The organism is Nonomuraea sp. NPDC049784 (genome assembly GCF_040659615.1).
Taxonomy (GTDB): Bacteria; Actinomycetota; Actinomycetes; order Streptosporangiales; family Streptosporangiaceae; genus Nonomuraea.
This window is the reverse complement of record NZ_JBFAMX010000044.1, coordinates 1-21,975: the sequence shown is the minus strand read 5'-3', so window position 1 is coordinate 21,975 and position 21,975 is coordinate 1. Positions and strand designations below refer to the sequence as shown.

Genomic DNA, 21,975 nt, shown 5'->3' with positions numbered 1-21,975 from the left:
TGCACCTCTTACAGCGGAACGGGGCGGCTCGAGTCCGGCCACCCCGTTCACGAATCGGACCCGTTACTCGGCCGCGGTGGCCTCTGCGGTCTCGCCCTCGGCAGCCACGGCGACCTCGCCCTCGGCGGCCTCGGCGGCCTCCTCCGGCGCCTCGACCGGCTTGGCGATGACCTGGAGGATGACGGTGTCCAGGTCGGCGACCAGCGTGGCGCCCTGCGGGAGCCGGAGGTCGCCGGCGGTGACGGCGGTGCCGACCTCCAGGCCCTCGACGTCGACCTCGACGCCGGTCGGGATGTGGGTGGCCTCGGCCTCGATCGCGACCGAGACGAGCTGCTGGTCGAGCAGGCCGTCGGAGTGGACGTCGCCGACCGTGGTGACCGGGATCTCGACCGTGACCTTCTCGCCGCGCTTGACCAGGAGCAGGTCGACGTGCTCGACGAAGCCCTTGATCGGGTCGCGCTGCACGCCCTTGGGCAGGGCCAGCTCGTCGACGCCCTCACCCTTGAGGTGGATCAGCACGTTGGGCGTGCGGAGCGCGAGCAGCACCTCGTGGCCGGGCAGGGTCAGGTGCTTGGGGTCGATGCCGTGGCCGTAGAGAACGGCGGGCACCTTGTCGGCGCGGCGGATCTTGCGAGCGGCGCCCTTGCCGAACACGGTGCGCGGCTCGGCGGCGATACGTACTTCAGACATGACATCTCCTAGGGATGCTTGAGGATCGGTGTGTCGGCGCTCCCCCTCACCCGCCCTAGCGGAAGGCGTTACGAGCGCAACCGTGTCAGTCTACTTGTTTCAGGTGTCTCCCTCGAACAAGCTCGTGACCGAGCCGTCCTGGAAGATCTCGGTGATCGCGCGGGCGATGAGCGGCGCGATCGACAGGACCGTCAGCTTGTCGAACCGGCTGGCCTCCGGCAGCGGCAGCGTGTTGGTGACGATGACCTCGGAGATCCGGGAGTTCTTCAGCCGGTCCACGGCGGGGTCGGAGAAGACCGCGTGGGTGGCGGCGGTGATCACGTTGGTGGCGCCCTGCTCGTAGAGGGCGTCGGCGGCCTTGCAGATGGTGCCCGCGGTGTCGATCATGTCGTCGATCAGCACACAGGTGCGGCCGCGTACCTTTCCGACGACCTCGCTGACCTTCACCTGGTTGGCCACGTCGAGGTCGCGCCGCTTGTGGATGAACGCCAGCGGTGTGCCCAGCGTGTCGGCCCAGCGCTCCGACAGGCGCACGCGCCCCGTGTCGGGCGAGACGACCGTCGTGTTCTCCAGGTCGAGCTTGTTCTTGAGGTAGCTCTCCAGCACCGGCATGGCGAACAGGTGGTCGACCGGGCCGTCGAAGAAGCCCTGGATCTGCGAGGTGTGCAGGTCGATCGACATGAGCCGGTCGGCGCCGGCGGTCTTGAACAGGTCGGCCATCAGCCTGGCGGTGATCGGCTCGCGGCCGCGGCCCTTCTTGTCCTGACGGGCGTAGCCGAAGAACGGCATGACCACGGTGATGCGCTTGGCGGAGGCCCGCTTCAGCGCGTCGACCATGATGAGCTGTTCCATGATCCACTGATTGATGGGGGCGGTGTGGCTCTGGATGACGAAGGCGTCGCAGCCGCGTACGGACTCCAGATAACGGGCGTAGATCTCGCCGTTGGCGAAGTCGATCAGCTTGGTGGGGGTCAGGGAGACGCCGACGTGCTGGGCGACCTCGTCGGCCAGCTCAGGAAAGGCCCGGCCGGAGAAGAGCATGAGGTTCTTCTCGCCCGGTTGTTTGATGCTGCTCACGTCCCACTCTCCTGCTGCTCTTGCTCGGCCAGCGCCCGCTGGGCGGCCGCGGCCGACTTCGTGCCCGCGCGCCTGCGCAAGACCCATTTCTCGATGTTGCGCTGCCGCGCTCGGGCCACCCCGATGGCGCCAGGGGGCACATCGCTGTCGATGACGGACCCGGCGGCCGTGTAGGCGCCCTCTCCGACGGTCACGGGAGCGACGAGCATCGTGTCGCATCCCACGAACGCGCCATCACGCACCGTGGAGCGATGCTTGTTGACCCCGTCGTAGTTGACGAACACCACGGCCGCGCCGATGTTGACGTCGTCGCCGATCGTGGCGTCGCCCGCGTAGGACAGGTGCGGCACTTTGGAGCGCTCGCCGACCGTGGTGTTCTTCATCTCGACGAACGTGCCGGCCTTGGACTTGCTGCCGAGCACCGTGCCGGGGCGCAGGTACGCGTAGGGGCCGACGTTGGCCTCCGGGCCGATCTCGGCGTTGTCGCAGACGGCGTTGCGCACTGTCGCCCCCTCGCCGACGCGGGTGTCGGTCAGCGTGGTGGCGGGGCCGACCTCGGCACCGGCCTCGATCACGGTGTCGCCGTGGAGCTGGGTGCCGGGGTGGATGACGGTATCGGGCGCGATCCGCACGCCGACGTCGATCCAGGTGCTGCCGGGGTCGACGATCGTCACCCCGGCGCGCATGTGGTCTTCGAGCAGGCGCTGATTGAGCACCTTACGGGCGAAGGCGAGCTGCACCCGGTCGTTGACGCCCTCGACCTCGACGTAGTCGCCGGCCACGCAGGCGCCGACCCGGTGGCCGTCGCCACGCAGGATGGCCAGGACGTCGGTGAGGTACTCCTCGCCCTGGGCGTTGTCGGTGGACACGCGCTTGACAGCGTCGGCGAGCAGGTCGCCGTCGAAGGCGTAGATGCCGGAGTTCATCTCCTTGATGGCGCGCTGCTCGGGGCTGGCGTCCTTCTCCTCGACGATCTCCAGGACGGCGCCGCTCTCGTCCCGGATGATCCGCCCGTAGCCGGTCGGATCGGGCACGTGGGCCGTCAGCACGGTGACCGCGTTGCCGTCGGTCTCATGCCGTTCGAGCAGCTCGGCGAGGGTCTGGGTGCGAAGGAGCGGCACATCCCCGTACGTGACCAGCACCGTGCCGGAGATCGTGCCGACCTCCTCGAGAACGGTGCGGACCGCGTGGCCGGTGCCGCGCTGCTCCCGCTGGACGACGGCGCGCGCGTCGGGGCTGGTGGCGGCCAGGTGGCCGCCGACCCGCTCGAGCGCGTGGCCGATGACGACGATCAGCTGCTCGGGACCGAGGTCGCGGGCGGCTGCGAGCATGTGGTCGACCAAGGCACGGCCGCATAGCTCGTGCAGGACCTTCGGGGTCTGGCTCTTCATCCGGGTGCCCTCGCCTGCGGCGAGGACGATGACGGCTGCCGGGCGCGGCACACTCACGGACTGAGGCTCCCTGTGGCTGGACGGATCAGGGCATTTGGTACGGCTACCGCACCGCTACCCTCCCGACACCGTGAGGATACCTGGCCGCACCCCGAACATTCTCGCCGGGGAGCAGGTCACAGCTCCCGGAAGAGGACTCGAACCCCTACAAAGTGGACCAAAACCACTTGTCCTGCCGATTAGACGATCCGGGATAGATCGGACACATGGCGTCCGACACATCCCTACGATACCGAGCCCGCGCCCCGGCGCGCGCCCGTAATTACGTCCCACACCGGCGCGAGGGCGAAGTCTCCTGGTAGCGGCGACGCACAGCGCGTCAACCCGCATAACAGACCGCCCCAAACGACGCAAGACACGAACCCCACCCACCTTGTGCGCCAGAGAGTCACCTTCCCCCCATTCACGGCTTAGGGCTTCCTTACTTACGCTTGCGTAGGTTACGGTGGCGTAGCCCGGACATACATCCTCATTCATGCCGTTGGAGGCCGTCCATGACCGTTCTCGCCGAGCGCTCAGCCCCAGCCCCAGCCCCTAAGCCTGAATTCGAGCCCGAGCCGAAATCCAAGGCAGAACTGTTCACCTTCGCGCTCGTCGTCGGGCTGCCGCTGATCGCGATCGCGGGCGCGGTGCCGTTCGCGTGGGGATGGGGACTCGGCTGGACGGACATCGCCATCTCCTTCGTCTTCTACGTGGTCTCCGGGCTCGGCGTGACCGTCGGGCTGCACCGCTACTTCACCCACGGCTCGTTCAAGGCCAAGCGGCCGCTGAAGATCGCGATGGGCATCGCGGGCAGCCTGTCGCTGGAGATGTCGGTGCTCGACTGGGTGGCCACGCACCGCAAGCACCACAAGTTCTCCGACAAGGAGGGCGACCCGCACTCGCCGTGGCGCTTCGGGCCCGGCTTCAAGTCCATGTCCAAGGGCCTGCTCTACGCCCACATGGGCTGGCTGTTCGAGAGCGAGCGGACCAACAGGGAGAAGTACGCCCCTGACCTGTGCAAGGACCCGGACGTGCTCAAGCTGCACAAGTGGTTCAGCACGATCGCCATCGCCTCGATCGCGCTTCCCGGCGTGATCGGCGGCCTCGTCACCTGGTCCTGGCAGGGCGCGGTGACCGCGCTGTTCTGGGGCTCGATCGTACGCATCGGGCTGCTGCACCACGTGACCTGGTCGATCAACTCGATCTGCCACGTCTTCGGCGAGGAGGACTTCCAGGTACGCGACAAGTCGCGCAACGTCTGGTGGCTGGCCATCCCGTCCTTCGGCGAGTCGTGGCACAACCTGCACCACTCCGACCCGACCTGCGCCCGGCACGGCGCGCTCAAGGGCCAGATCGACCTGAGCGCCGGACTGATCCGGATCTTCGAGAGGCTCGGCTGGGTGTACGACGTCCGCTGGCCGACGCCTGAGCGGCTGGCGGCGAAGCGCATTGCCTGACGCCGATCAGCCGATGAACGGCCACGTATCCGTGGCCGTCATTATGGAGACCGTGACCGAACCCCGATCTCGCAGGCGTATGTCCGGTAGCGAGCGCAGAGAGCAGCTGATCCGCATCAGCCGCACCCTCTTCGCGGAAAAGGGGTTCGACGGGACCTCTATCGAGGAAATCGCCGCTACCGCACAGGTGTCGAAACCCGTGGTATACGAGCATTTCGGCGGCAAGGAAGGCGTCTACGCGGTCGTGGTCGACCGCGAGATGCAGAAGCTGCTCGGCATGATCACCGAGGCTCTGTCCGCCACCCATTCACTGGTCAAGCTGGAGCGGGCCGCGCTGGCGCTGCTCCAGTACATCGAGGAGAGCAGCGAGGGCTTCCGCATCCTCGTACGCGACTCCCACGCCGCTTCCGGCACCGGCACGTTCGCGAGCCTTATCAGCGAGATCGCCAGCCAGGTCGAGGATGTCCTGGCCGACGAGTTCGCGGCGCGCGGCTACGACCCCCAGCTCGCGCCGATGTACGCCCAGATGCTGGTCGGCATGGTGGCGCTGACCGGGCAGTGGTGGCTCGACGTGCGCAAGCCCGGGCGCGAGGAGGTCGCCGCCCACCTGGTCAACCTGGCGTGGAACGGCCTGACCGGGCTCAACCCCAACCCGTCCATCACCGCCGTGACCCGCGAGCAGTCCGCCGCCGCGTCCAAGGCGCGCAGCACCAGCGAAAAGGAGCTGCGGGAGCTGGAGAAGGTGCGCGAGAAGGAGCTCAAAGAGGCCGAGAAGGCGCGCCAGAGGGAGTTCAAGGAGGCCGAGAAGGCGCGGGTGCGTGAGCTCAAGGAGCGGGAGCGGCTGCTGAAGGAGGCGGAGAAGGCTCGCGAGCGCGAGGAGAAGATCCGCCAACGCGAAGCTCGCCTTGCCGAACGCGCCGCCCGCCTCGAACAGGTGGACCACCCCGAGTAACGGTCCCGGCAAGGGCTCGGCGGGTACCACCGGCCCGGATGAGCGGTGCCCGAACGCCGGCTCGGTGCCCCTGCTCCCCAAGCGACGTCAGCGCACGTCGGCGAGAGAGTGGGCCGACCGGTGGGCTTGAACAGCGGGGATGGCTTGCGTGACGATTGGGTAGAGCGTGGCTGACTATCCGGGGTGAGCCGTTGCGGCCGCGTTAACGTTCCGTTCAACCAAACAGGGCAATATAGGCTATATGTCCGCGGAACCGTTCCAAGCCCCCAACGACCTCCCCCTACCTCAGGAGCGGTTTCTCAATCGCGAGGAGAGCTGGCTCCAGTTCAACGAACGCGTGCTCGAGCTGGCCGAGGATCCGTCAATCCCGCTTCTGGAGCGGGTGCGCTTCCTGGCCATCTTCGCGAGCAATCTCGACGAGTTCTTCCGCGTACGCGTGGCCGGCCTGAAACGGCGCATGGCCACGGGCCTGCTGCTGCGCACCAAGAGCGGGTTGAAGCCGCGCGAGGAGCTGGCCAGGATCGGCATGATCGCGGACGATCTGGCCAGGCGGCACGCCGCGGCCTTCCACCAGCACATCTGCCCGCAGCTCGCGGCCGAGGGCATCGAGATCGTCAGGTGGGACGACCTGGGGCGCGAGGAGCGCACCGAGCTGCGCAAGCTGTTCAGGGAGCGGATCAGGCCGGTGCTGACGCCGCTGGCCGTGGACCCCGCGCATCCTTTTCCCTATATTTCGGGGCTCAGCCTGAATCTCGCTGTTCTGGTGCGTAATCCGGCGACCGATCACACGGTTTTCGCGAGGGTCAAGGTCCCGTCGCAGCTGCCCCGATTCGTACCTGCCTCCAAAGACAGATTTGTCCCGCTTGAGGATGTTATTGCGGCGCATCTGGGACAGCTCTTCAAGGGCATGGAGATCCTCCAGCACCACGTCTTCCGCGTCACCAGGAACGAGGATCTCGACGTGGACGAGGACGTCACCGAGAACCTCATGCAGGCCCTGGAGAAGGAGCTGCTCAAGCGGCGCTTCGGCCCGCCCGTGCGGCTGGAGGTCGAGGACACGATCACTCCGGAGGTGCTGGCGCCGCTGGTGGAGGAGCTGGAGCTGGCGCCGCACGAGATCTACCGCGTGCAGGGGCCGCTCGACCTGTCGGGCCTGCACGCGATCGCCGACCTGGAGCGGGGCGAGCTGAGCTACCGGCCGTTCGTGCCCGCCGAGGTGATCAACGCCGAGGACGACATCTTCTCGATCCTGCGCGAGCGCGACGTGCTGCTGCACCACCCGTACGACTCGTTCGCCACCAGCGTGCAGCGTTTCATCGAGGTGGCCGCGGCCGACCCCAGGGTGCTGGCGATCAAGCAGACCCTCTACCGCACCAGCGGCGAGTCCCCCATCGTGGACGCGCTGATCGACGCGGCCGAGGCGGGCAAGCAGGTCGTGGTGGTCGTGGAGATCAAGGCCCGCTTCGACGAGCACGCGAACATCTCCTGGGCCCGCAAGCTGGAGAAGGCCGGCTGCCACGTCGTCTACGGCGTGGTCGGGCTGAAGACCCACTGCAAGCTCGCGCTCGTGGTCCGTCAGGAGGCCTCGGGCGAGCTGCGCCGCTACTGCCACATCGGCACCGGCAACTACAACCCCAAGACCGCCCGGCAGTACGAGGACTTCGGCCTGCTCACGGCGGACCCCCTGGTCGGGGAGGATGTGACGGACCTGTTCATCCACCTGACCGGCTACTCCAACCACTCCGCCTACCGCCGACTGCTGGTCGCGCCCCACTCCATGCGCAGCGGGCTGCTGGCCAGGATCGAGCGGGAGATCGCCCACGCGCAGGCGGGACGGCCCGCGCGGATCAGGATCAAGACGAACTCGCTGGTGGACGAGCCCATCATCGACGCGCTCTACCGGGCGTCCAGGGCCGGTGTCCCGGTGGACCTGTGGGTGCGGGGCATCTGCAGCCTTCGCCCAGGAATTCCAGATTTGTCCGAAAATATCCGCGTAAGGTCGGTCTTGGGGCGCTTCCTTGAGCACTCCCGGGTGTACGAGTTCGGCCTCGGCCGCCGCCCCGAGGTGTGGATCGGCAGCGCGGACCTGATGCGCAGGAACCTCGATCGCCGCGTCGAAGCCCTGGTCAAGGTGACATCGCCGCAGCACAAGGCCTATCTCATCGAGCTGATGGACCTGGCCATGGCCGAGACCACGAACGCGTGGTGGCTGAACTCCGATGGCACATGGGCCCGCCATCCAGGCGAGGATCCCCAGAGCCACCTCATCGGTACGCGCCGCTGGAGGACCGTTGATGACTGACCTGCTCCGCGCAGCCGGAGCCGTGGTCTGGAGGGGCGAGGAGAGCCGCCCAGAAGTTGCCGTCATTCACCGGCCAGGGTACGACGACTGGACCTTCCCCAAGGGCAAGCTGAAGTCCGGGGAGCACGAGATCGCCGCCGCCCTGCGCGAGGTGAACGAGGAGACCGGCCTGACCGTGCTGCTCGGCCGCGCGTTGCCGCCGGTCCACTACCTCAGCACCGGCCGGCTCAAGCGGGTCGACTACTGGGTGGCGCAAGTGGCCGGGGATGACGGGTTCTCCCCCGGCGACGAGGTGGACGAGCTGCGCTGGCTGCCGCTGGAGGAGGCCAGGCGGCTGCTGACGTACGAATGGGACGTGGGGCTGCTGCGCGCGCTGCGGGCCGCGCCGCTCGAGACCGTGCCCCTCGTGCTCGTACGGCACGCCTCAGCCGGCTCCAGGAGCGAGTGGCAGGACGACGACGCGCTGCGCCCGCTCGACGCCGGCGGCCGGTCCCAGGCCGCGAATCTGGCCGCCGCGCTGCCCGCCTACCGGCCCGAGCTGCTGATCAGCTCCCCCAGCGCCCGGTGCGTCCAGACCCTGGTGCCGTACAGCGCCGAGGCCGGGGCGGAGACCAAGCTCGAGCCGCTGCTCAGCGAGGAGAGCCACGACCCGGAGAAGACGACCGCCCTGGTCAGGGAGATCGCGGTGCCCGCGGCCGTGTGCAGCCACCGCAAGGTGCTGCCCAACCTGGTCAAGGCGTTGAGCGGCAAGGACGTGCACCTGCGTAAGGGCGCCTTCGCTGTGCTGCACAGGGCGGGCGGGCACGTCGTCAGCGTCGAGCGCTACGCGGCCTGATCACCACGTGACCGGAAGCCGGGCGAAGCCGTCCGCGATCCTCCCCTCGCTGCGGGGCAGCTCCTCCATGGGCACAGCCGGCCGCAGGGTGGGGAAGCGCTGGAACAGCCGGCTGAACACGGCCTCCAGCTCGACCCTGGCCAGGCTGGCGCCGATGCAGAAGCGCGGGCCGTACCCGAAGCTCAGATGCGGGTCGGTTTGCGGACGGCGGATGTCGAACACATCCGGATCCGGATAGATCCGCTCGTCCCGGTTGGCCACTCCCGTGAGTATCACGACGGCCTCGCCCGTACGGATCGTGCGGCCGCCGATCTCGATGTCCTCGTGGGCGTACCTGGGCAGGCCGTGCAGGCTCGTCACCACCATGCGCAGGATCTCCTCGACCGCGCCGGGGGCAAGGGCCGGGTCTGCTATGAGCAGGTCGCGCTGGCCGGGGTTGGCCAGGAGGAGCAGCACGCCGAAGTCGATGCGGTTGACCGTGGTCTCGTGCCCGGCGAACAGCAGCCCGCCTGCCAGCTCGGCGATCCGCCCGTTGTCGTCCAGCTCGTTCGCCAGGTCCGACAGCACGTCCTCCCCCGGCTCGCGCCGCTTGCGCTCGATCAGGCCGGCCATGTACGCGCTCAGCTCCTCGCGGGCGGCCTGGCTCTTCTCCATGTCCAGCATGTCCCCCATCCGGGACGACACGCCGCCGAAGTACTCCCTGTCCTCGTACGGCACGCCGAGCAGCTGGCAGATGACCAGCACGGGCAGCGGGAACGACAGCTCGGCGTGCAGGTCCGCCGGCGGCGTCAGCTTGGCCAAGTGGTCGAGCCGCTCATCGACGAGCGAGCCGACGTGGTCCCTGAGCGCCTTCATCCTGCGGGCAGAGAAGGACGGCATGAACAGCTTGCGCATGCGGTCGTGCTCGGCCTTCTCCGTGGCCACGTCGCCCTGGGGGCCGCCGAGCAGCGCCGAACTCGACAGCCGCGCGGCCTTGTCCGGCTCCGGATGTGAGCGGCCGAGCCTGGGGTCGTTGAACAGGCTGCGCGCGTCCTCGTAGCCGGTGACCAGCCAGACCTCGTCGCCCATCCGGGTACGTACCTTCGCGATGCCCTCTTCGGCCCGCAGGTTCCGGTACGCCTCGGGGACGTCGAGCAGGCTGCCGCGCTCGAAGGGGATGGTGGGAAGGTTCCTCATAGAACCTTCTTAACCGCCTTGAGGGTCTCTGCCCAGACTCTGGGGAACTCGGCGTGTGCCCGTTCGGCGGTGCTCCGCTCGATCCCGATGAGCAGCCCGTACGTGAACGTGTCCTCGCCTGCCTGCCGGGCGCTCTCGGCCTCCTTCGCCAGCGTCTCCTGGGCGACGACTCCGTCCTGGTGCGCGCCCAGGATTTCCTGGATGTCCTCGGCCAGCTTGGCCAGCTTGGCCATGCTCGCGCCGAGGGTGGGCTGGAGCGCTTCCGCAGTGTAACGAGCGCGTTTGGCGGCCTTGCGCACGTCGTGCATGGCTATTTCACGACGTTCCGGGTCTTCGATGGCCTGAGCGGTGTCGTAGGCGTTCGTCACCCTGGCCCAGTTGGCCGCGGCGATGGCGGCGAGCTTGTCCTGGGCCGATTTGGCCGCCGCCTTGCCCAGGTGCGGGGCCGATACGAGCTGGTCGAGCGCGTTGAGCAGGGTGTAGTAGCGGTCGCTGCTGAGCGTGTCCTTGATGCGGGCATACGCCTCTTGCTCGCGTTTGTGCAGATCCGCGCCGAGCCGGGTCTGGATGGGGCCGGTGACCAGCTCAGGCTGCAGGCCGGCCAGCTCCTTGGCGAACCTGGCCCTGATCACCTCCAGGTCACGGGCCTCGCCGAGCACCGTACCGAGCCAGCGCAGCTCGTCCTGGAGCGGGCCGGTGTCGGTCACGACGCTCTTGAACGCCTTGAGCGCGCTGCGCAGCCTGCGGGCCGCCACGCGCATCTGGTGCACGGCGTCCTCCTCCGCCCTGCGTACCCGTGGATCCTGCGAGAGCACGGCGCCCACCTGGCCGGCCAGGTAGGCGACGACGACCTCACCCGCGGTGCCCGGTTCGGTGGGCGCTTTGGGGAGGGGGGCGGGTTCGAGCAGTTTGGCGAGCTTGCTGGCGGCCTCCGAGGGCGTCGCGCCGGCCTTCCTGAGACGCTTGCCGACCTTGGCGAGGAATGCCCGGCGATCCTCGGCGAGCAGCTCCGCCTCGACCTCGCGCCACCGTACGACCTTGGGCTCATCCTGGAACACCGTGCCCTTGACGCGGTCGTCGGCGATCTCGACCAGCTTGGTGTCGCCGTCGAGCAGGACAGTGATGCTCCTGCGGGTGTCCAGCTCGGCGACGGGCTGGAGCTCGGCGCCCCGGGTGTAGGCGCGGACGAGCTCGACCAGCTCGAGAGGCACGATCTTGGTGCTACGGGTGAGCGGGTGCGTGATCTCCTGGCGCACACCCTTGGCCTTGGGCAGCTTGAGATGCCAGCCGGGATCGTGGCCGCCTCGTCGTCGCCTGAGCGTGACGCCCCGGGCGGCCAGCCGAAGGTCGGGGGTGTCGTAGTAGAGGGCCACGAGCTGGTGGCTCTTCGGGCCTACGACGTCGGCCAGACCGCTCAGGTCCGGAATAGCGTAATCGGGAGGAACGTCGAACTTGTCCTCGATCTCGATGCCCACTACACCTCGCAAGAGTCCGATTTCGGAACATCATGCCACTATGAGGTGAACATCACACGACTTGCAGGAGCTCAATTCTGTTCCCCACGGGATCCGACAGATAGATCCGCCGATACCCGGGGAACAGGTCGTCGATTTCCACGTCGGTGGCATAGGCGTCGAGGTCGTCCACCAGGAACGCGGGGTGGGCCTTGCGCGCGGGCCTGAAGTCGTCCTCGACGCCGAGGTGCACCTCTACCCCCACGCCCCTGAACCACACACCCCCGCGCTTGGCCAGCTCCGGCGGCTTGGGCACCTCCCGGAGCCCCAGCACGCCCTCATAGAAACGCCTCAACTCGGGCTCACTGCCCCTGGGCGCGGCGAGCTGAACATGATGAATCTGCCTGATCATTTCTGCACCACCCTCATTTCCGCACCGCACTCATTTCTGCACCGCACTCATTTCTGCACCACCACGAAGATCCTCCGAAATGGGAACGGGGTGCCGTAGCTCTGGGCCGGATACGCCTCGGCGAGCGCCTTGGCGAGGTCGTTCTTGAACCGGCGCTGCTCGTCGGGGTCGAGCCGGTCGAACATGGGGCGCAGGGCAGTGCCGGAGACCCAGTCGAGCACCGGGTTCTCGCCCTGGAGCACGTGCATGTAGGTCGTCTCCCACGCGTCCACCTGGGAGCCGCCGTGATTGAGCAGGTCCAGGTACTCGATGGGATCGTCGACGGGATTTGCCCTGACGACGTCGCTGAGCTTGTCGGACCAGGCGCGGGAGGCGCACAGTTCGCGGATCGCGACGTGGCTGGGTGCGTCGAAGTTGCCGGGCACCTGGAACGCCAGCCAGCCTCCCGCGGCCAGGTCCTCGACCCAGTGCTCCAGCACGGCCCGATGCTCCGGCACCCACTGCAGGACGGCGTTCGAGACGATCACGTCCATGGGCCGGTCAGGGCGCCACGTGGCCACGTCCGCCACCGCGAACCTGACATTCGATTGCAACTGCCGGGCCTTTGTGATCATCGCAGGCGAGGAGTCGAAGCCTTCGACGGTCGCGCGGGGCCACCGACGGCCCAGCTCAACGGTGAGTTCACCGCTGCCGCAGCCCGCGTCCACGACATAATCGGGATCGACCGCCCCCACCCTGGAGACCAGCTCGATGAACGGCCGCGACCGCTCGTCCGCGTAGACAGCGTAGGTCACCGGGTCCCAGATATCTCTTGACATGAAGATAATTGATATCGAGAGAGATATCTCGATGTCAAGACAGTACACTCTTGTGTCATGACGGAGGATGCTAGGGATGAGGTCGACCGCCTCGTCGCGGCTTGGCGCGCGGAGCGTCCCGACCTCGACGTCGAGCCGCTCCACGTGCTCTCTAGGGTGTCACGACTGGCCAAGCATCTCGACCGGGCCAGGCGGGCGGCGTTCGCCGAACACGACCTGGAGCCGTGGGAGTTCGACGTGCTGACGGCGCTGCGGCGAGCCGGCAAGCCGTACGAGCTCAGCCCGGGGGCCCTGCTGCGGGCGACGCTCGTCACGTCCGGGACCATGACCAACCGCATCGACCGGCTCGCGCAGGCCGGCCTGGTGCGGCGCCGCCCGGACCCGGAGGACCGCCGCGGCGTGCTGGTGTCCCTGACGGACACCGGGCTGGCCCGGGTCGACGCCGCCTTCGCGGACCTGCTGCGACGCGAGCGTGACCTGCTGTCCGGCCTGGGCTCCGACGATCAGCGCCTGCTCTCTTCTCTCCTCCGCACGCTCCTCGCCCCCTTCGACGCTTCTTGATTTTTCACTTTCTTTTACGGCGGGGCCAAGCTGACCGTACGCGCCGCCCGCCCGTTCCGTCTGTCATTGCGCGTGAGTCTTCATTCGTTACGGCGGGGCCAAGCTGACCGCACGCGCCGCCGTCCGTTCCGTCTGTCATGGCCGGTCGTGAAGGCTCACGGGCTGCTCGCCGCTACGAGCGCAATGTGGGCCGCGTTCTTCGCTGAACGTGGGCCTGTCACGCGCCGCCTTGCGCCCCCATGGGCTGCACCACCAACCGGCACCAAATCCGCCGACCGCGCCCCTCGCCACCAGCCAGCACCAGATCCGCGGTCCGCACCATCACTGCCAGCCGGCACCTCCCGGGGCCGCCGGCCGGGGCGGGGGTCAGTCGCCCAGGCGGTCGGCGAGGTCGAGCCACTCGGCTTCGATCGTGTCCTTCTGGGCGGTGATCTCGCGTAGCTGGGCGTCGAGGGAGCCGAGCTTGGAGTAGTCGCTGGCCGCTTCAGCCATGGCCGCGTGGAGGCGGGACTCCTGGTCGCTCAGCTTGTCGAGCTGGCGTTCCAGGCGGTTGAGCTCCTTGCGAAGCTCGCGTTCCTCCTTGGCCGACAACCCGGCACCTGGCTGGCCGGGCTCGGACGTGACCGCGACGGACTCGGCCACGGAGCCGTCCCCGCCACCGGATACCGTGCTGCCGGATACCGTGCTGCCGGGATCCGATGCCGGAGTCGCCCCGCCGGGGGTGCCCAGGCGGGCGGTCACAGCCGTGCCGGCGGCGCGTCGTTCGAGGTATTCGTCCACCCCGCCCGGCAGCAGCGAGAGCTTGCCGTCACCCAGCAGCGCCACGCACCGATCGGTCACCCGCTCCAGGAAGTAGCGGTCGTGGCTCACCAGGATCAGCGTGCCGGGCCAGCCGTCCAGCAGGTCTTCGAGCTCGTTGAGCGTCTCGATGTCGAGGTCGTTGGTGGGCTCGTCGAGCAGCAGGACGTTCGGGTCGTCCATGAGCAGCCTCAGCAGCTGCAGCCGACGGCGCTCGCCACCCGACAGGTCTCCGACGACCTTCCACTGCGCCTCGCCCTTGAACCCGAGGCGTTCGAGCAGCTGGGAGGCCGTCCACTCCCTCTTGCCGAGCTGGAGGTACTTGCGTACTTCCTCGACCGTCTCCAGCACCCGCCGCGTGGGGTCGAGCTCGGCGAGCTCCTGGGACAGGTGCGCGAGGCGTACCGTCTTGCCCCTGATCACGCGCCCGGAGTCGGGCGTCACCGTGTCGGCGAGCAGGCGCAGCACGGACGACTTGCCGGAGCCGTTCACCCCGATCAGTCCGATCCGGTCCCCCGGGCCGAACTGCCACGTGAGGTCGCCGAGCACCAGCGGCCCGTTGCCCGGCCCGCCGGCGTGCAGGGTGACGTCCTCGAGGTCGTAGACGGTCTTGCCGAGGCGGGCCGCGGCGAACCGCATCAGTTCGACGGTCTCGCGCGCCGGGGGCTCGTTCGCGATCAAGGCCTGCGCGGCCTCGATGCGGAACTTCGGCTTGGACGTACGGGCCGGCGGGCCGCGCCGCAGCCAGGCGATCTCCTTGCGCATGAGGTTCTGGCGGCGCTCTTCTGCGGCCTGCGCGATCCGCGCCCGCTCGGCCTTGGCGAGCACGTAAGCGGCGTATCCGCCCTCGTAGCGCTCGACCCGCCCGTCCACGACCTCCCACGTGCGGGTGGACACGGCGTCGAGGAACCACCGGTCGTGCGTCACGACCACCAGCGCGCTCTTCCTGCCCGCCAGATGGCCGGCGAGCCAGGCGATGGCCTCGATGTCGAGGTGGTTCGTAGGCTCGTCCAGCATGATCAGGTCATGGTCGTCGATGAGCAGCTGCGCCAGCGCCGTACGCCTGCGCTCCCCACCCGACAGGTCGGCGGCCCTGGCGTCGAGGTCGAGGTCGCCGACCAGGTTGACGAGGATCTCGCGGACCCGCTGGTCCCCCGCCCATTCGTGCTCGGCCAGCCCGCCGAGGACGATCTGCCGCACGGTGGCGTTCGGGTCCATCGCGTCGTGCTGCGACAGGAACCCGACCCGCAGGCTCCGGGTATGCGTTACCCGTCCCTTGTCCGGCCGCGTCGATCCCGCGATCACGGACAGCAGGGTCGTCTTGCCGCCTCCGTTACGCCCGACGACGCCGATGCGCTCGCCTGCCTCGACGCCGAGGGATACGTCGTCGAGGAGCGGCTTGGGCCCATAGGCGTGGGAGACCGACTCAAGGTTGACCAGATTCATGACCTCCCAAGGGTATCGGCTCCCCATCCATCTCCCGCCCGCCCAACCCGGCCCTGCTCGATGCCCGGCCGTGGACGGAGGCGGCCTTTGCCACGACCCAGTGGTCCCCGGAGCCCGTGGTGCCGGGACTCGAGTGCCGGAGTAGGCGGCGAGTTCGCACGCTTGGCTCGGGGCGAGGACGTACGCGCTACTCGCCGAATACGCACAACACCCAGCACACGAACGCAGCCCCGGCCGAGCGCGAGTGCGGAGTGGGCGTCGCCCGCGGGGCATGGGACGCCGTATACGCGTGCGGCACCCGCACGCCCCGAGCCGAGCCCCCAAGTGCGGGGGTCAGGCCAGGGTGGCGCCCTGGACCGGGCCGTGGGCGGCTACGGCGGTGTGGGCGGCTCCCGTGCTGGTCAGGCTGAGGGCCAGGTCGCGGGCGTGGAGTGCGTCGATGGCCAGGAAGGCGCACGTCGGGCCCGACCCCGAGACGATCGCGCCCAGGGCCCCGTGCTGACGGCCTGCTTCCAGGGTGGGGCCGAGCTCCGGCCTGAGGTTGAGCGCGGCGGGCTGGAGGTCGTTGCTCAGGTGGGCGCCAAGGGAGTAGGCGTCACCCGTGCCCAGCGCCTCCATCAGAGAGTCGTCCAGCTGGGGCCAGGGCACCTCGGCGCCCGAGGCCGCTCTGAGGCGGTCGCATTCGGCGTACACGCTGGCCGTGGAGAGGCCCCCATCCGCCAACGCGAACACCCAGTGGAACGTCCCCCCAGTGGGCAGCTCGCTCAGCTGCTCACCCCGGCCGGTGCCCACCGCCGTGCCCCCGAGCAGGGAGAACGGCACATCGCTGCCGAGATCGCCCGCGATCTCCATGAGGTCCTCGAACGGCAGCCCCAGCCCCCACAGCTCGTTGCAGGCCACCAGCGCCCCGGCGGCGTCGGCACTGCCGCCCGCCATGCCGCCCGCCACGGGGATGTCCTTCTGGATGATCAGGTCGGCGCCGTAGGTGCGGCCCGCGTGTTTGGCGAGCGCCCGGGCGGCCCGGATCGCCAGGTTGCTGTCGTCGGTCGGCACCTGGTCGGACCACTTGCCGTTCACCACAACGGTGATCGACTCGGACTCCTTCGCGACCACCTCATCGAAGATCGATACTGCATGGAAGACGTTCACCAGGTCGTGGTAGCCGTCTTCCCTGAGCGGGCCGACAGAAAGCTGTACGTTGACCTTCGCAGGCACACGTACGGTCACCGAACTCATCGAGTTTCTGCCATTCTCATCACTTGCCGGGGTCAAGAACACTAGATGTTATCGGGGCACGCGGCCCTGACATGCGGTTCTCGAAAATATGACCTTCGGAACGGCCGACTCCGCAATACGCAGAGTCAAGTTAAGACGCGTTTGCCCCGAACGTCGCAGGTAACCAAGAGTGATCCAGATAGTGATGCAAATGTCCCCTCACGCCTTGGGCGGGGGTGGCACGGACGGGCTCGGGGTCCGTCCTGGGACGCCCTCCGTGTGCCCAATGGCTGCTCTCCGCGTCCGGCTCCGCCGCCACGGCAGGCGCCAGTCCCGGCAGGCGCCTGTCTCGGAGGATGGCAGTCCCAGCAGGCGTCCATCCCGGTGGGCCTTCATCCCGGCAGGCCTTCATCCCGGCAGGCCTCCGTCCCGGTAGGCGTCCGTCCCGGTGGCGCCCGTCCCGGCCGGTGTCAGTCCCCTGGGCGCCGGCGTGGCGGTGATCACGATGGAACTCGTTGGACGGGGTGGCTGTGTGCTCGTCATCCTGAAGTGATAGCTCGCGTTAAGGAGGGTGCGTTGTCCGAGGTGACGGTTGTCGAGGTGCCGCAGTGGCGGGGGTCGGGGGCGCGTACGGCGGAGCGGTTGCGCGAAGGGGCGCGGTTGCTGGCCGACATGGTGGACGCCGGCCATCGCGTGCGGGTGGATGTCGATGATGATCTGGTCATCACTGCCTCCATGGTGCGTGAGGCGATTGCGCAGGCTGCCGATGGGCTCGTGGTGACTGCCGGTGGGGATTGCGGGGTCGAGCTGGAGCCGGTGGCGGCGGCCAGGAAGAGGTACGGCGATCGGCTGGTCGTCGTGTGGTTCGATGCGCACGGGGACTTGAACACGCCGGATTCCTCACCTTCTGGGGCCTTTCATGGGATGGTGCTGCGGGCGCTCACTGGGGAAGGGCCCGCGGGGCTGGTGCCGGGGGAGCATGTGGATCCGGGGCGGATCGTGTTGGCGGGGGTGCGCGATCTCGATCCTGCCGAGCTGGCGTTCGTCGAGGATCGCGGGGTTCGGTGGCTGACCGTGGCGGATTCCGGTGCGGCGCTTGCCGAGGCGATCGCGGAGGTCCGTGGTGACGCTGCCGTCTATGTGCATATCGACTTCGATGTGCTCGATCCGGAGGTCTTCGCGAGTGTGGGGTGCCCCACGCCTGGCGGGCTGAGGCCCGATGAGCTGCTCGCCCTGGTTTCCGCCGTGGCTGAGCGGTTCGAGGTCGCGGGGCTCGGGCTCATGGAATATGAGCCCTCCAGGGAGGAAGATCGGGCGATGCTTTCCGGGCTCGTCAAGGGGTTGGTGGAGGTTTGCGCCCGGCGGTGAGCGGCCTAGCCGGGGCGTGTCATGCCGCGGAAGACGGCACGGTAGTAGGGCGAGCCGAGGAAGTTCGTCTTCTTCACCACGTCTCCTGTCTTGGGGGCGTGGATCATCAGGCCACCGCCTAGATACAGGGCCACATGGGTCGGGTCGCCTGTGCCGCCGCCGAAGAAGAGCAGGTCGCCCATGCGGCGGGCGCTGAGCGGAACGTGGCGGCCCTGGCGGAACTGGGTGCCCGTGTAGTGGCCGAGGGCCACGCCTGCCCGGGCCCAGGCGTAGAGGGTCAGGCCGCTGCAGTCGAAGCCTCGCGTTCTTGCTCCCCTGCCTATGCCGGCAGTGGGGCCGCCCGCTGAGCCTCCGCCCCAGGAGAAAGGCACACCCAGCTGGGCGAGGGCCGCGGCGGCGGCGATCTCACCTCGAGTGGGCCTGCTCTGCTTCGGGGGCGTCAGCGGCCTCCATGGTTGTCGGATGCAGAGGTCCACTCGTGAGCATGGACGCGGCGGGAGGGATGCGGCTCGAGCCGGGTCCGCGGACAGGGCGAGGGCTGTGAAGAGCGCTCCGGTGATGGCCAGCCGTAGCTTGATCATGTTGGCCTCCTTTTGGGGATGGGAGGCCAGGATCACGCGGCGGGGTGGGGTGGCTTGAGCCCGAACGCGGTTCTGGGGATGGAAGGAGGAGAGGCGGGCGAGGTTGTGGAAATCTTCTGAGTCCGGGGCTCAGCTCAGGGGCGAGCCGGCCCTTCCGCCTCGGCGGTTATGGGCGGGACTCGGCGATGCGGGCGAAGGCATGGATGTCCAGTTGCTCGCCGCGGGCGGACGGGTCCACCCCGGCGGCGCGGAGCGCCTCCTCGGCCTGGGGCGCGCTGCCCGCCCACGAGGAAAGGGCCGCCCGCAGGGTCTTCCTTCGCTGGGCGAAGGCGGCGTCCACCACCGCGAACACCTCCTGGCGCGTCGCGGTCGTGGCGGGCGGCTCCCGTCGCACCAATGAGACGAGCCCGGAATCGACGTTGGGGACGGGCCAGAAGACGGTACGGCCAACCGGACCCGCGCGGCGGACGTCTGCATACCAGGCAGCCTTGACCGACGGCACCCCGTACACCTTCGAGCCGGGGCCGGCGGCGAGGCGGTCGGCCACCTCCAACTGGACCATGATCAGACCCTTGCGCAGGGACGGCAGGACCTCCAGGAGGTGGAGCACCACCGGGACCGCCACGTTGTAAGGGAGGTTGGCGACCAGGGCCGTGGGGGTGAAGCCGGACAGGTCGTCGGGGGTGATCTTCATGGCGTCCGCGTTCACGACCGTGAGCCTGTCGGACGCCCCGCGCTCGGCGACGGTGATGGGGAGCTGGCGGGCGAGCACCGGGTCGATCTCGACGGCCACCACGTGCGCCGCCGCCGGCAGGAGCGCGAGCGTGAGCGAGCCGAGACCCGGCCCGACCTCGATGACCACGTCGTTCTCCGAAAGATCGGCCACGCGGACGATGCGCCGGACGGTCCCCGCGTCGATCACGAAGTTCTGGCCTAGCTTTTTTGTCGGACGAAGATCTAGCTTGTCCGCCAAAATACGTATTTCTGCAGGGCCCAACAGCCTCATCATCCAATCAGTCTCTCGCATCGAAGAACCATCGATGGCGCTTGGGGAGACCAAAGGAGAGGATGGCGTGGAACAGGAAGGAACGTCCCTCATGGAGCCAACGGGCGCCGCGCCGCTTCGCCCGACGGACTTGCGGGAAATCGGGCCGTACCGGCTACTGGGCCGGCTCGGCGAGGGCGGCATGGGGACCGTGTTCCTCGCGCGCGCGCCGACGGGGCGGTTCGTCGCGCTCAAGGTCGTCAAGGTGGAGTTCGCCAACCAGGAGGGGTTCGCGGCCAGATTCCACGCCGAGGTCGAGAACGCGCGCCGGGTGGCGTCGTTCTGCACGGCTCAGGTGCTGGACAACGGCAACACCGGGGACGGGCGCCCCTACATGGTGACCGAGTACATCGCGGGCACCCCGCTCTCCGATCAGATCGCGAAATATGGCGCTTTGGAGCCGGGGCCGCTGCACGGCGTCGCGCTGGGGGTAGCGGCGGCGCTGGCGGCGATCCACGTGGCCGGGCTGGTGCACAGGGACCTGAAGCCGGCGAACGTGATCCTCTCGTTGTCGGGGCCGAGGGTGATCGACTTCGGCATCGCCAGGGCGCTCGACAGGGAGACCGGATTCACGCTTTCCGGTGAATTATTAGGCAGCCCCGGGTGGTGGGCTCCGGAGCAGGTACGTGGCGAGGTCGTCACTCCGGCGGCCGACATCTTCGCCTGGGGCTGCTTAGTGGCGTACGCGGGCAACGGGCGGCACCCGTTCGGCCGCGGCGACCCCATCACGCTGGCCACACGCGTGCTGAACGCCCCGCCCGAACTGGGCGCGCTGCCCGCACCCCTCAACGAGCTGGTACGGCGGGCCACCTCGATGGACCCCGCCCTGCGCCCGACGGCGCAGGATCTGCTGATCGCCCTGGTGGGAGGCAGTGCCCCGGTGCGGGCCGCCGATCCGCCCACCTTGGTCGCGACCGAGATGCTCAACGACTGGCAGCCTCCGCGGAACGTCGTGGAGGAACCGGACATCACGGCCACGTTCACGACGCCCCCGCCGAGCGACGCCACGGGCCGCGCTCCCGTTGTTCCGGGCGCCTCCAGCGCTCCAGGAGCTCCAAGCGTTCCGGGTCACAGCGTTCCGGACGCTCCCGGCGTGCCTGGTCCGCCGGGCGCGTTCGGCAGCCAAGCCGGTACGGCCGGCACCCCGCCCCCGCAGCCGTCCCCTCAGCAGAGTCAGGCGTCGGTCGAGGAGTTGGCGCGGAGGGAGGAGGAGGCGGCCAAGGAGGAGTTCGCGCGCTGGGAGGCCCAGGCTCGGCAGCGGGAACAGGCCCAGGCCGAAGCTCTGGCCAGACAGAAGGAACTCACCAGGCAGGAGCAGGCCCGGGCGCGCGACCAGGAGGCGCAGCTGCGGCAGGGCAGCCTCCCCGGCACCGAGACCCAGCCGGGCGACGGCCCTACGGCGGCTCTGCCAGGTGAGGGCCGCACAGAGGCCCTGCCGGGCGACGAGCCCGACACCCTCAGCGGTTCGCGGACAAAGGGCACCCGGTGGCTCATCGCCGCAGCGGCGGCCGTACTGGCCATCGTCGTGACAGCAGCCATCCTGATCGTCACCTCCAGCCGCAACACGGCCATCACCACGACCCCCGGCACCCCCTCCCAGGTGGCCGCCACCGCGGGCCCCAACGACGTGGGCCGCCGCTTCGCGCTGGGCGCCAACTTCGACGACCCCATCGCGATCGTCGCGTCGGCGCCGGAGTGCGGGCTGAAGGAGTACGAGGGCAAGACCGCGACCCAGGGCCAGCTCTGCGTGATCCGCTGGACGATGGTCAACCCGGGCGGCGAGCGCAGGCAGCTGATCCAGCCCGTCGTCACCATGATCGACGACCGGGGCGGCGAGCACGACCCGGCCGCCGTCACGCTGCCTCCGGCCATCCTGCCGGGCGGCCGCGTGGACAGCGCGTTCGTGTTCGACCTGGCCATGTACCGCAAACCCGTGAAGATGACGGCGACCATGCTCGAGAACGGCAAGCAGATCGAGGTCGCGCTGTGATGATCCGATCAGCGCTCATCGCGCTCATGCTGGCCACCGGGGTGCCCCTGACGTCCACGACGACGGCGGCGGCCTGTACGGGAGCGGCCGACTTCGACGGCGACGGCGTGGACGACGTGGCCGTGGGCGACCCGTTCGCCGACGACCAGAAGGGCTCGGTGAACGTTCTCTCCGGCGACAAGGTCGTCCCCGTCACCGTCCCGAACCTGGCCAGAGACGGCTTCGGCTGGTCCGTACGGCTGGCCAAGGTCAACGCCGACGCCTGTGCCGACCTGGTGATCGGGGCGCCGTACACGGACGTGGACGGCACTGAGGACGCCGGCGCCGCGTACGTCGTCTACGGCGGCGGCGCCGCGCCGCCGGAG

General features: G+C 68.9%; 18 protein-coding genes, 1 tRNA gene and 1 pseudogene. 8 read left to right on the top strand and 12 right to left on the bottom strand.

The window, feature by feature from the left end; all coding sequences use genetic code 11:
• Positions 1-63 precede the first annotated feature (63 nt).
• From AB0J09_RS13180 to AB0J09_RS13165, 4 genes are all read right to left on the bottom strand, one after another.
• Positions 64-690, bottom strand: coding sequence for a 50S ribosomal protein L25/general stress protein Ctc (locus tag AB0J09_RS13180; protein ID WP_360689461.1), 627 nt, complete (start codon positions 688-690; stop codon positions 64-66).
• A 99-nt stretch (positions 691-789) separates the two neighbouring features.
• On the bottom strand, positions 790-1,767 hold the full coding sequence (locus AB0J09_RS13175) for a ribose-phosphate diphosphokinase (protein ID WP_360689459.1): 978 nt from the start codon (positions 1,765-1,767) through the stop codon (positions 790-792).
• Complete coding sequence (glmU, locus tag AB0J09_RS13170) at positions 1,764-3,215, bottom strand: bifunctional UDP-N-acetylglucosamine diphosphorylase/glucosamine-1-phosphate N-acetyltransferase GlmU (protein WP_360689457.1); 1,452 nt, start codon at positions 3,213-3,215, stop codon at positions 1,764-1,766. Before glmU ends, AB0J09_RS13175 begins: the two co-directional genes overlap by 4 nt.
• Positions 3,216-3,340: 125 nt before the next feature.
• A tRNA-Gln gene (locus tag AB0J09_RS13165) sits at positions 3,341-3,412 on the bottom strand.
• Between the two features lie 300 nt (positions 3,413-3,712).
• Between AB0J09_RS13165 and AB0J09_RS13160 the strand changes: the two genes are divergently transcribed.
• From AB0J09_RS13160 to AB0J09_RS13145, 4 genes are all read left to right on the top strand, one after another.
• Positions 3,713-4,657, top strand: coding sequence for an acyl-CoA desaturase (locus tag AB0J09_RS13160; protein ID WP_360689455.1), 945 nt, complete (start codon positions 3,713-3,715; stop codon positions 4,655-4,657).
• A 79-nt stretch (positions 4,658-4,736) separates the two neighbouring features.
• Positions 4,737-5,609: a TetR/AcrR family transcriptional regulator gene (locus AB0J09_RS13155; RefSeq protein WP_360689453.1), complete on the top strand. Its 873-nt coding sequence runs from the start codon at positions 4,737-4,739 to the stop codon at positions 5,607-5,609.
• A 241-nt stretch (positions 5,610-5,850) separates the two neighbouring features.
• Positions 5,851-7,911 (top strand): RNA degradosome polyphosphate kinase, encoded by a 2,061-nt coding sequence (locus tag AB0J09_RS13150; protein ID WP_360689451.1) that lies wholly within the window; start codon positions 5,851-5,853, stop codon positions 7,909-7,911.
• Positions 7,904-8,746, top strand: coding sequence for an NUDIX hydrolase (locus AB0J09_RS13145; protein WP_360689449.1), 843 nt, complete (start codon positions 7,904-7,906; stop codon positions 8,744-8,746). The genes AB0J09_RS13150 and AB0J09_RS13145 overlap by 8 nt, the downstream gene beginning before the upstream one ends.
• Here AB0J09_RS13145 and AB0J09_RS13140 read toward each other — a convergent pair whose 3' ends face one another.
• Genes AB0J09_RS13140 through AB0J09_RS13125 form a run of 4 tightly spaced genes read right to left on the bottom strand, consistent with a single transcriptional unit; the run spans position 8,747 to position 12,606 of the window.
• Positions 8,747-9,922, bottom strand: coding sequence for a cytochrome P450 (locus AB0J09_RS13140; RefSeq protein ID WP_360689447.1), 1,176 nt, complete (start codon positions 9,920-9,922; stop codon positions 8,747-8,749).
• Complete coding sequence (locus tag AB0J09_RS13135) at positions 9,919-11,409, bottom strand: CYTH and CHAD domain-containing protein (RefSeq protein WP_360689445.1); 1,491 nt, start codon at positions 11,407-11,409, stop codon at positions 9,919-9,921. Before AB0J09_RS13135 ends, AB0J09_RS13140 begins: the two co-directional genes overlap by 4 nt.
• Positions 11,410-11,449: 40 nt before the next feature.
• Positions 11,450-11,788 (bottom strand): glyoxalase, encoded by a 339-nt coding sequence (locus tag AB0J09_RS13130; RefSeq protein WP_360689443.1) that lies wholly within the window; start codon positions 11,786-11,788, stop codon positions 11,450-11,452.
• 47 nt (positions 11,789-11,835) lie between these two features.
• Positions 11,836-12,606, bottom strand: a complete 771-nt coding sequence (locus AB0J09_RS13125) for a trans-aconitate 2-methyltransferase (protein ID WP_360689441.1) — start codon at positions 12,604-12,606, stop codon at positions 11,836-11,838.
• 57 nt (positions 12,607-12,663) lie between these two features.
• On the opposite strand from AB0J09_RS13125, the gene AB0J09_RS13120 reads away from it, so the two are divergent.
• A complete protein-coding gene (locus AB0J09_RS13120) occupies positions 12,664-13,167 on the top strand; it encodes a MarR family transcriptional regulator (RefSeq protein ID WP_360689440.1) in 504 nt (167 codons plus the stop codon).
• A 366-nt stretch (positions 13,168-13,533) separates the two neighbouring features.
• On the opposite strand, the gene AB0J09_RS13115 is transcribed toward AB0J09_RS13120, so the two are convergent.
• The gene (locus tag AB0J09_RS13115) at positions 13,534-15,411 is read right to left on the bottom strand and encodes an ABC-F family ATP-binding cassette domain-containing protein (RefSeq protein ID WP_360689438.1); all 1,878 of its coding nucleotides are present in this window, start codon (positions 15,409-15,411) and stop codon (positions 13,534-13,536) included.
• Positions 15,412-15,744: 333 nt separating this feature from the next.
• A complete protein-coding gene (locus AB0J09_RS13110; RefSeq protein ID WP_360689436.1) occupies positions 15,745-16,647 on the bottom strand; it encodes a 4-(cytidine 5'-diphospho)-2-C-methyl-D-erythritol kinase in 903 nt (300 codons plus the stop codon).
• Between the two features lie 564 nt (positions 16,648-17,211).
• On the opposite strand from AB0J09_RS13110, the gene AB0J09_RS13105 reads away from it, so the two are divergent.
• A complete protein-coding gene (locus AB0J09_RS13105; RefSeq protein WP_360689489.1) occupies positions 17,212-17,994 on the top strand; it encodes an arginase family protein in 783 nt (260 codons plus the stop codon).
• A 5-nt stretch (positions 17,995-17,999) separates the two neighbouring features.
• Here the strand turns inward: AB0J09_RS13105 and AB0J09_RS13100 are convergent, their stop codons facing one another.
• Both AB0J09_RS13100 and rsmA read right to left on the bottom strand, forming a co-directional pair.
• Positions 18,000-18,575: an NlpC/P60 family protein gene (locus AB0J09_RS13100; protein WP_360689435.1), complete on the bottom strand. Its 576-nt coding sequence runs from the start codon at positions 18,573-18,575 to the stop codon at positions 18,000-18,002.
• A gap of 166 nt (positions 18,576-18,741) precedes the next feature.
• Positions 18,742-19,581, bottom strand: coding sequence for a 16S rRNA (adenine(1518)-N(6)/adenine(1519)-N(6))-dimethyltransferase RsmA (gene rsmA, locus AB0J09_RS13095; RefSeq protein WP_360689488.1), 840 nt, complete (start codon positions 19,579-19,581; stop codon positions 18,742-18,744).
• A gap of 91 nt (positions 19,582-19,672) precedes the next feature.
• Here rsmA and AB0J09_RS13090 point away from each other — a divergent pair, with 91 nt between their 5' ends.
• Positions 19,673-21,610, top strand: a complete 1,938-nt coding sequence (locus AB0J09_RS13090; protein ID WP_360689433.1) for a protein kinase — start codon at positions 19,673-19,675, stop codon at positions 21,608-21,610.
• Positions 21,610-21,975 (top strand): annotated as a pseudogene (locus AB0J09_RS13085) (hypothetical protein); the annotation flags it as partial. The gene AB0J09_RS13090 and the pseudogene AB0J09_RS13085, both read left to right, overlap by 1 nt.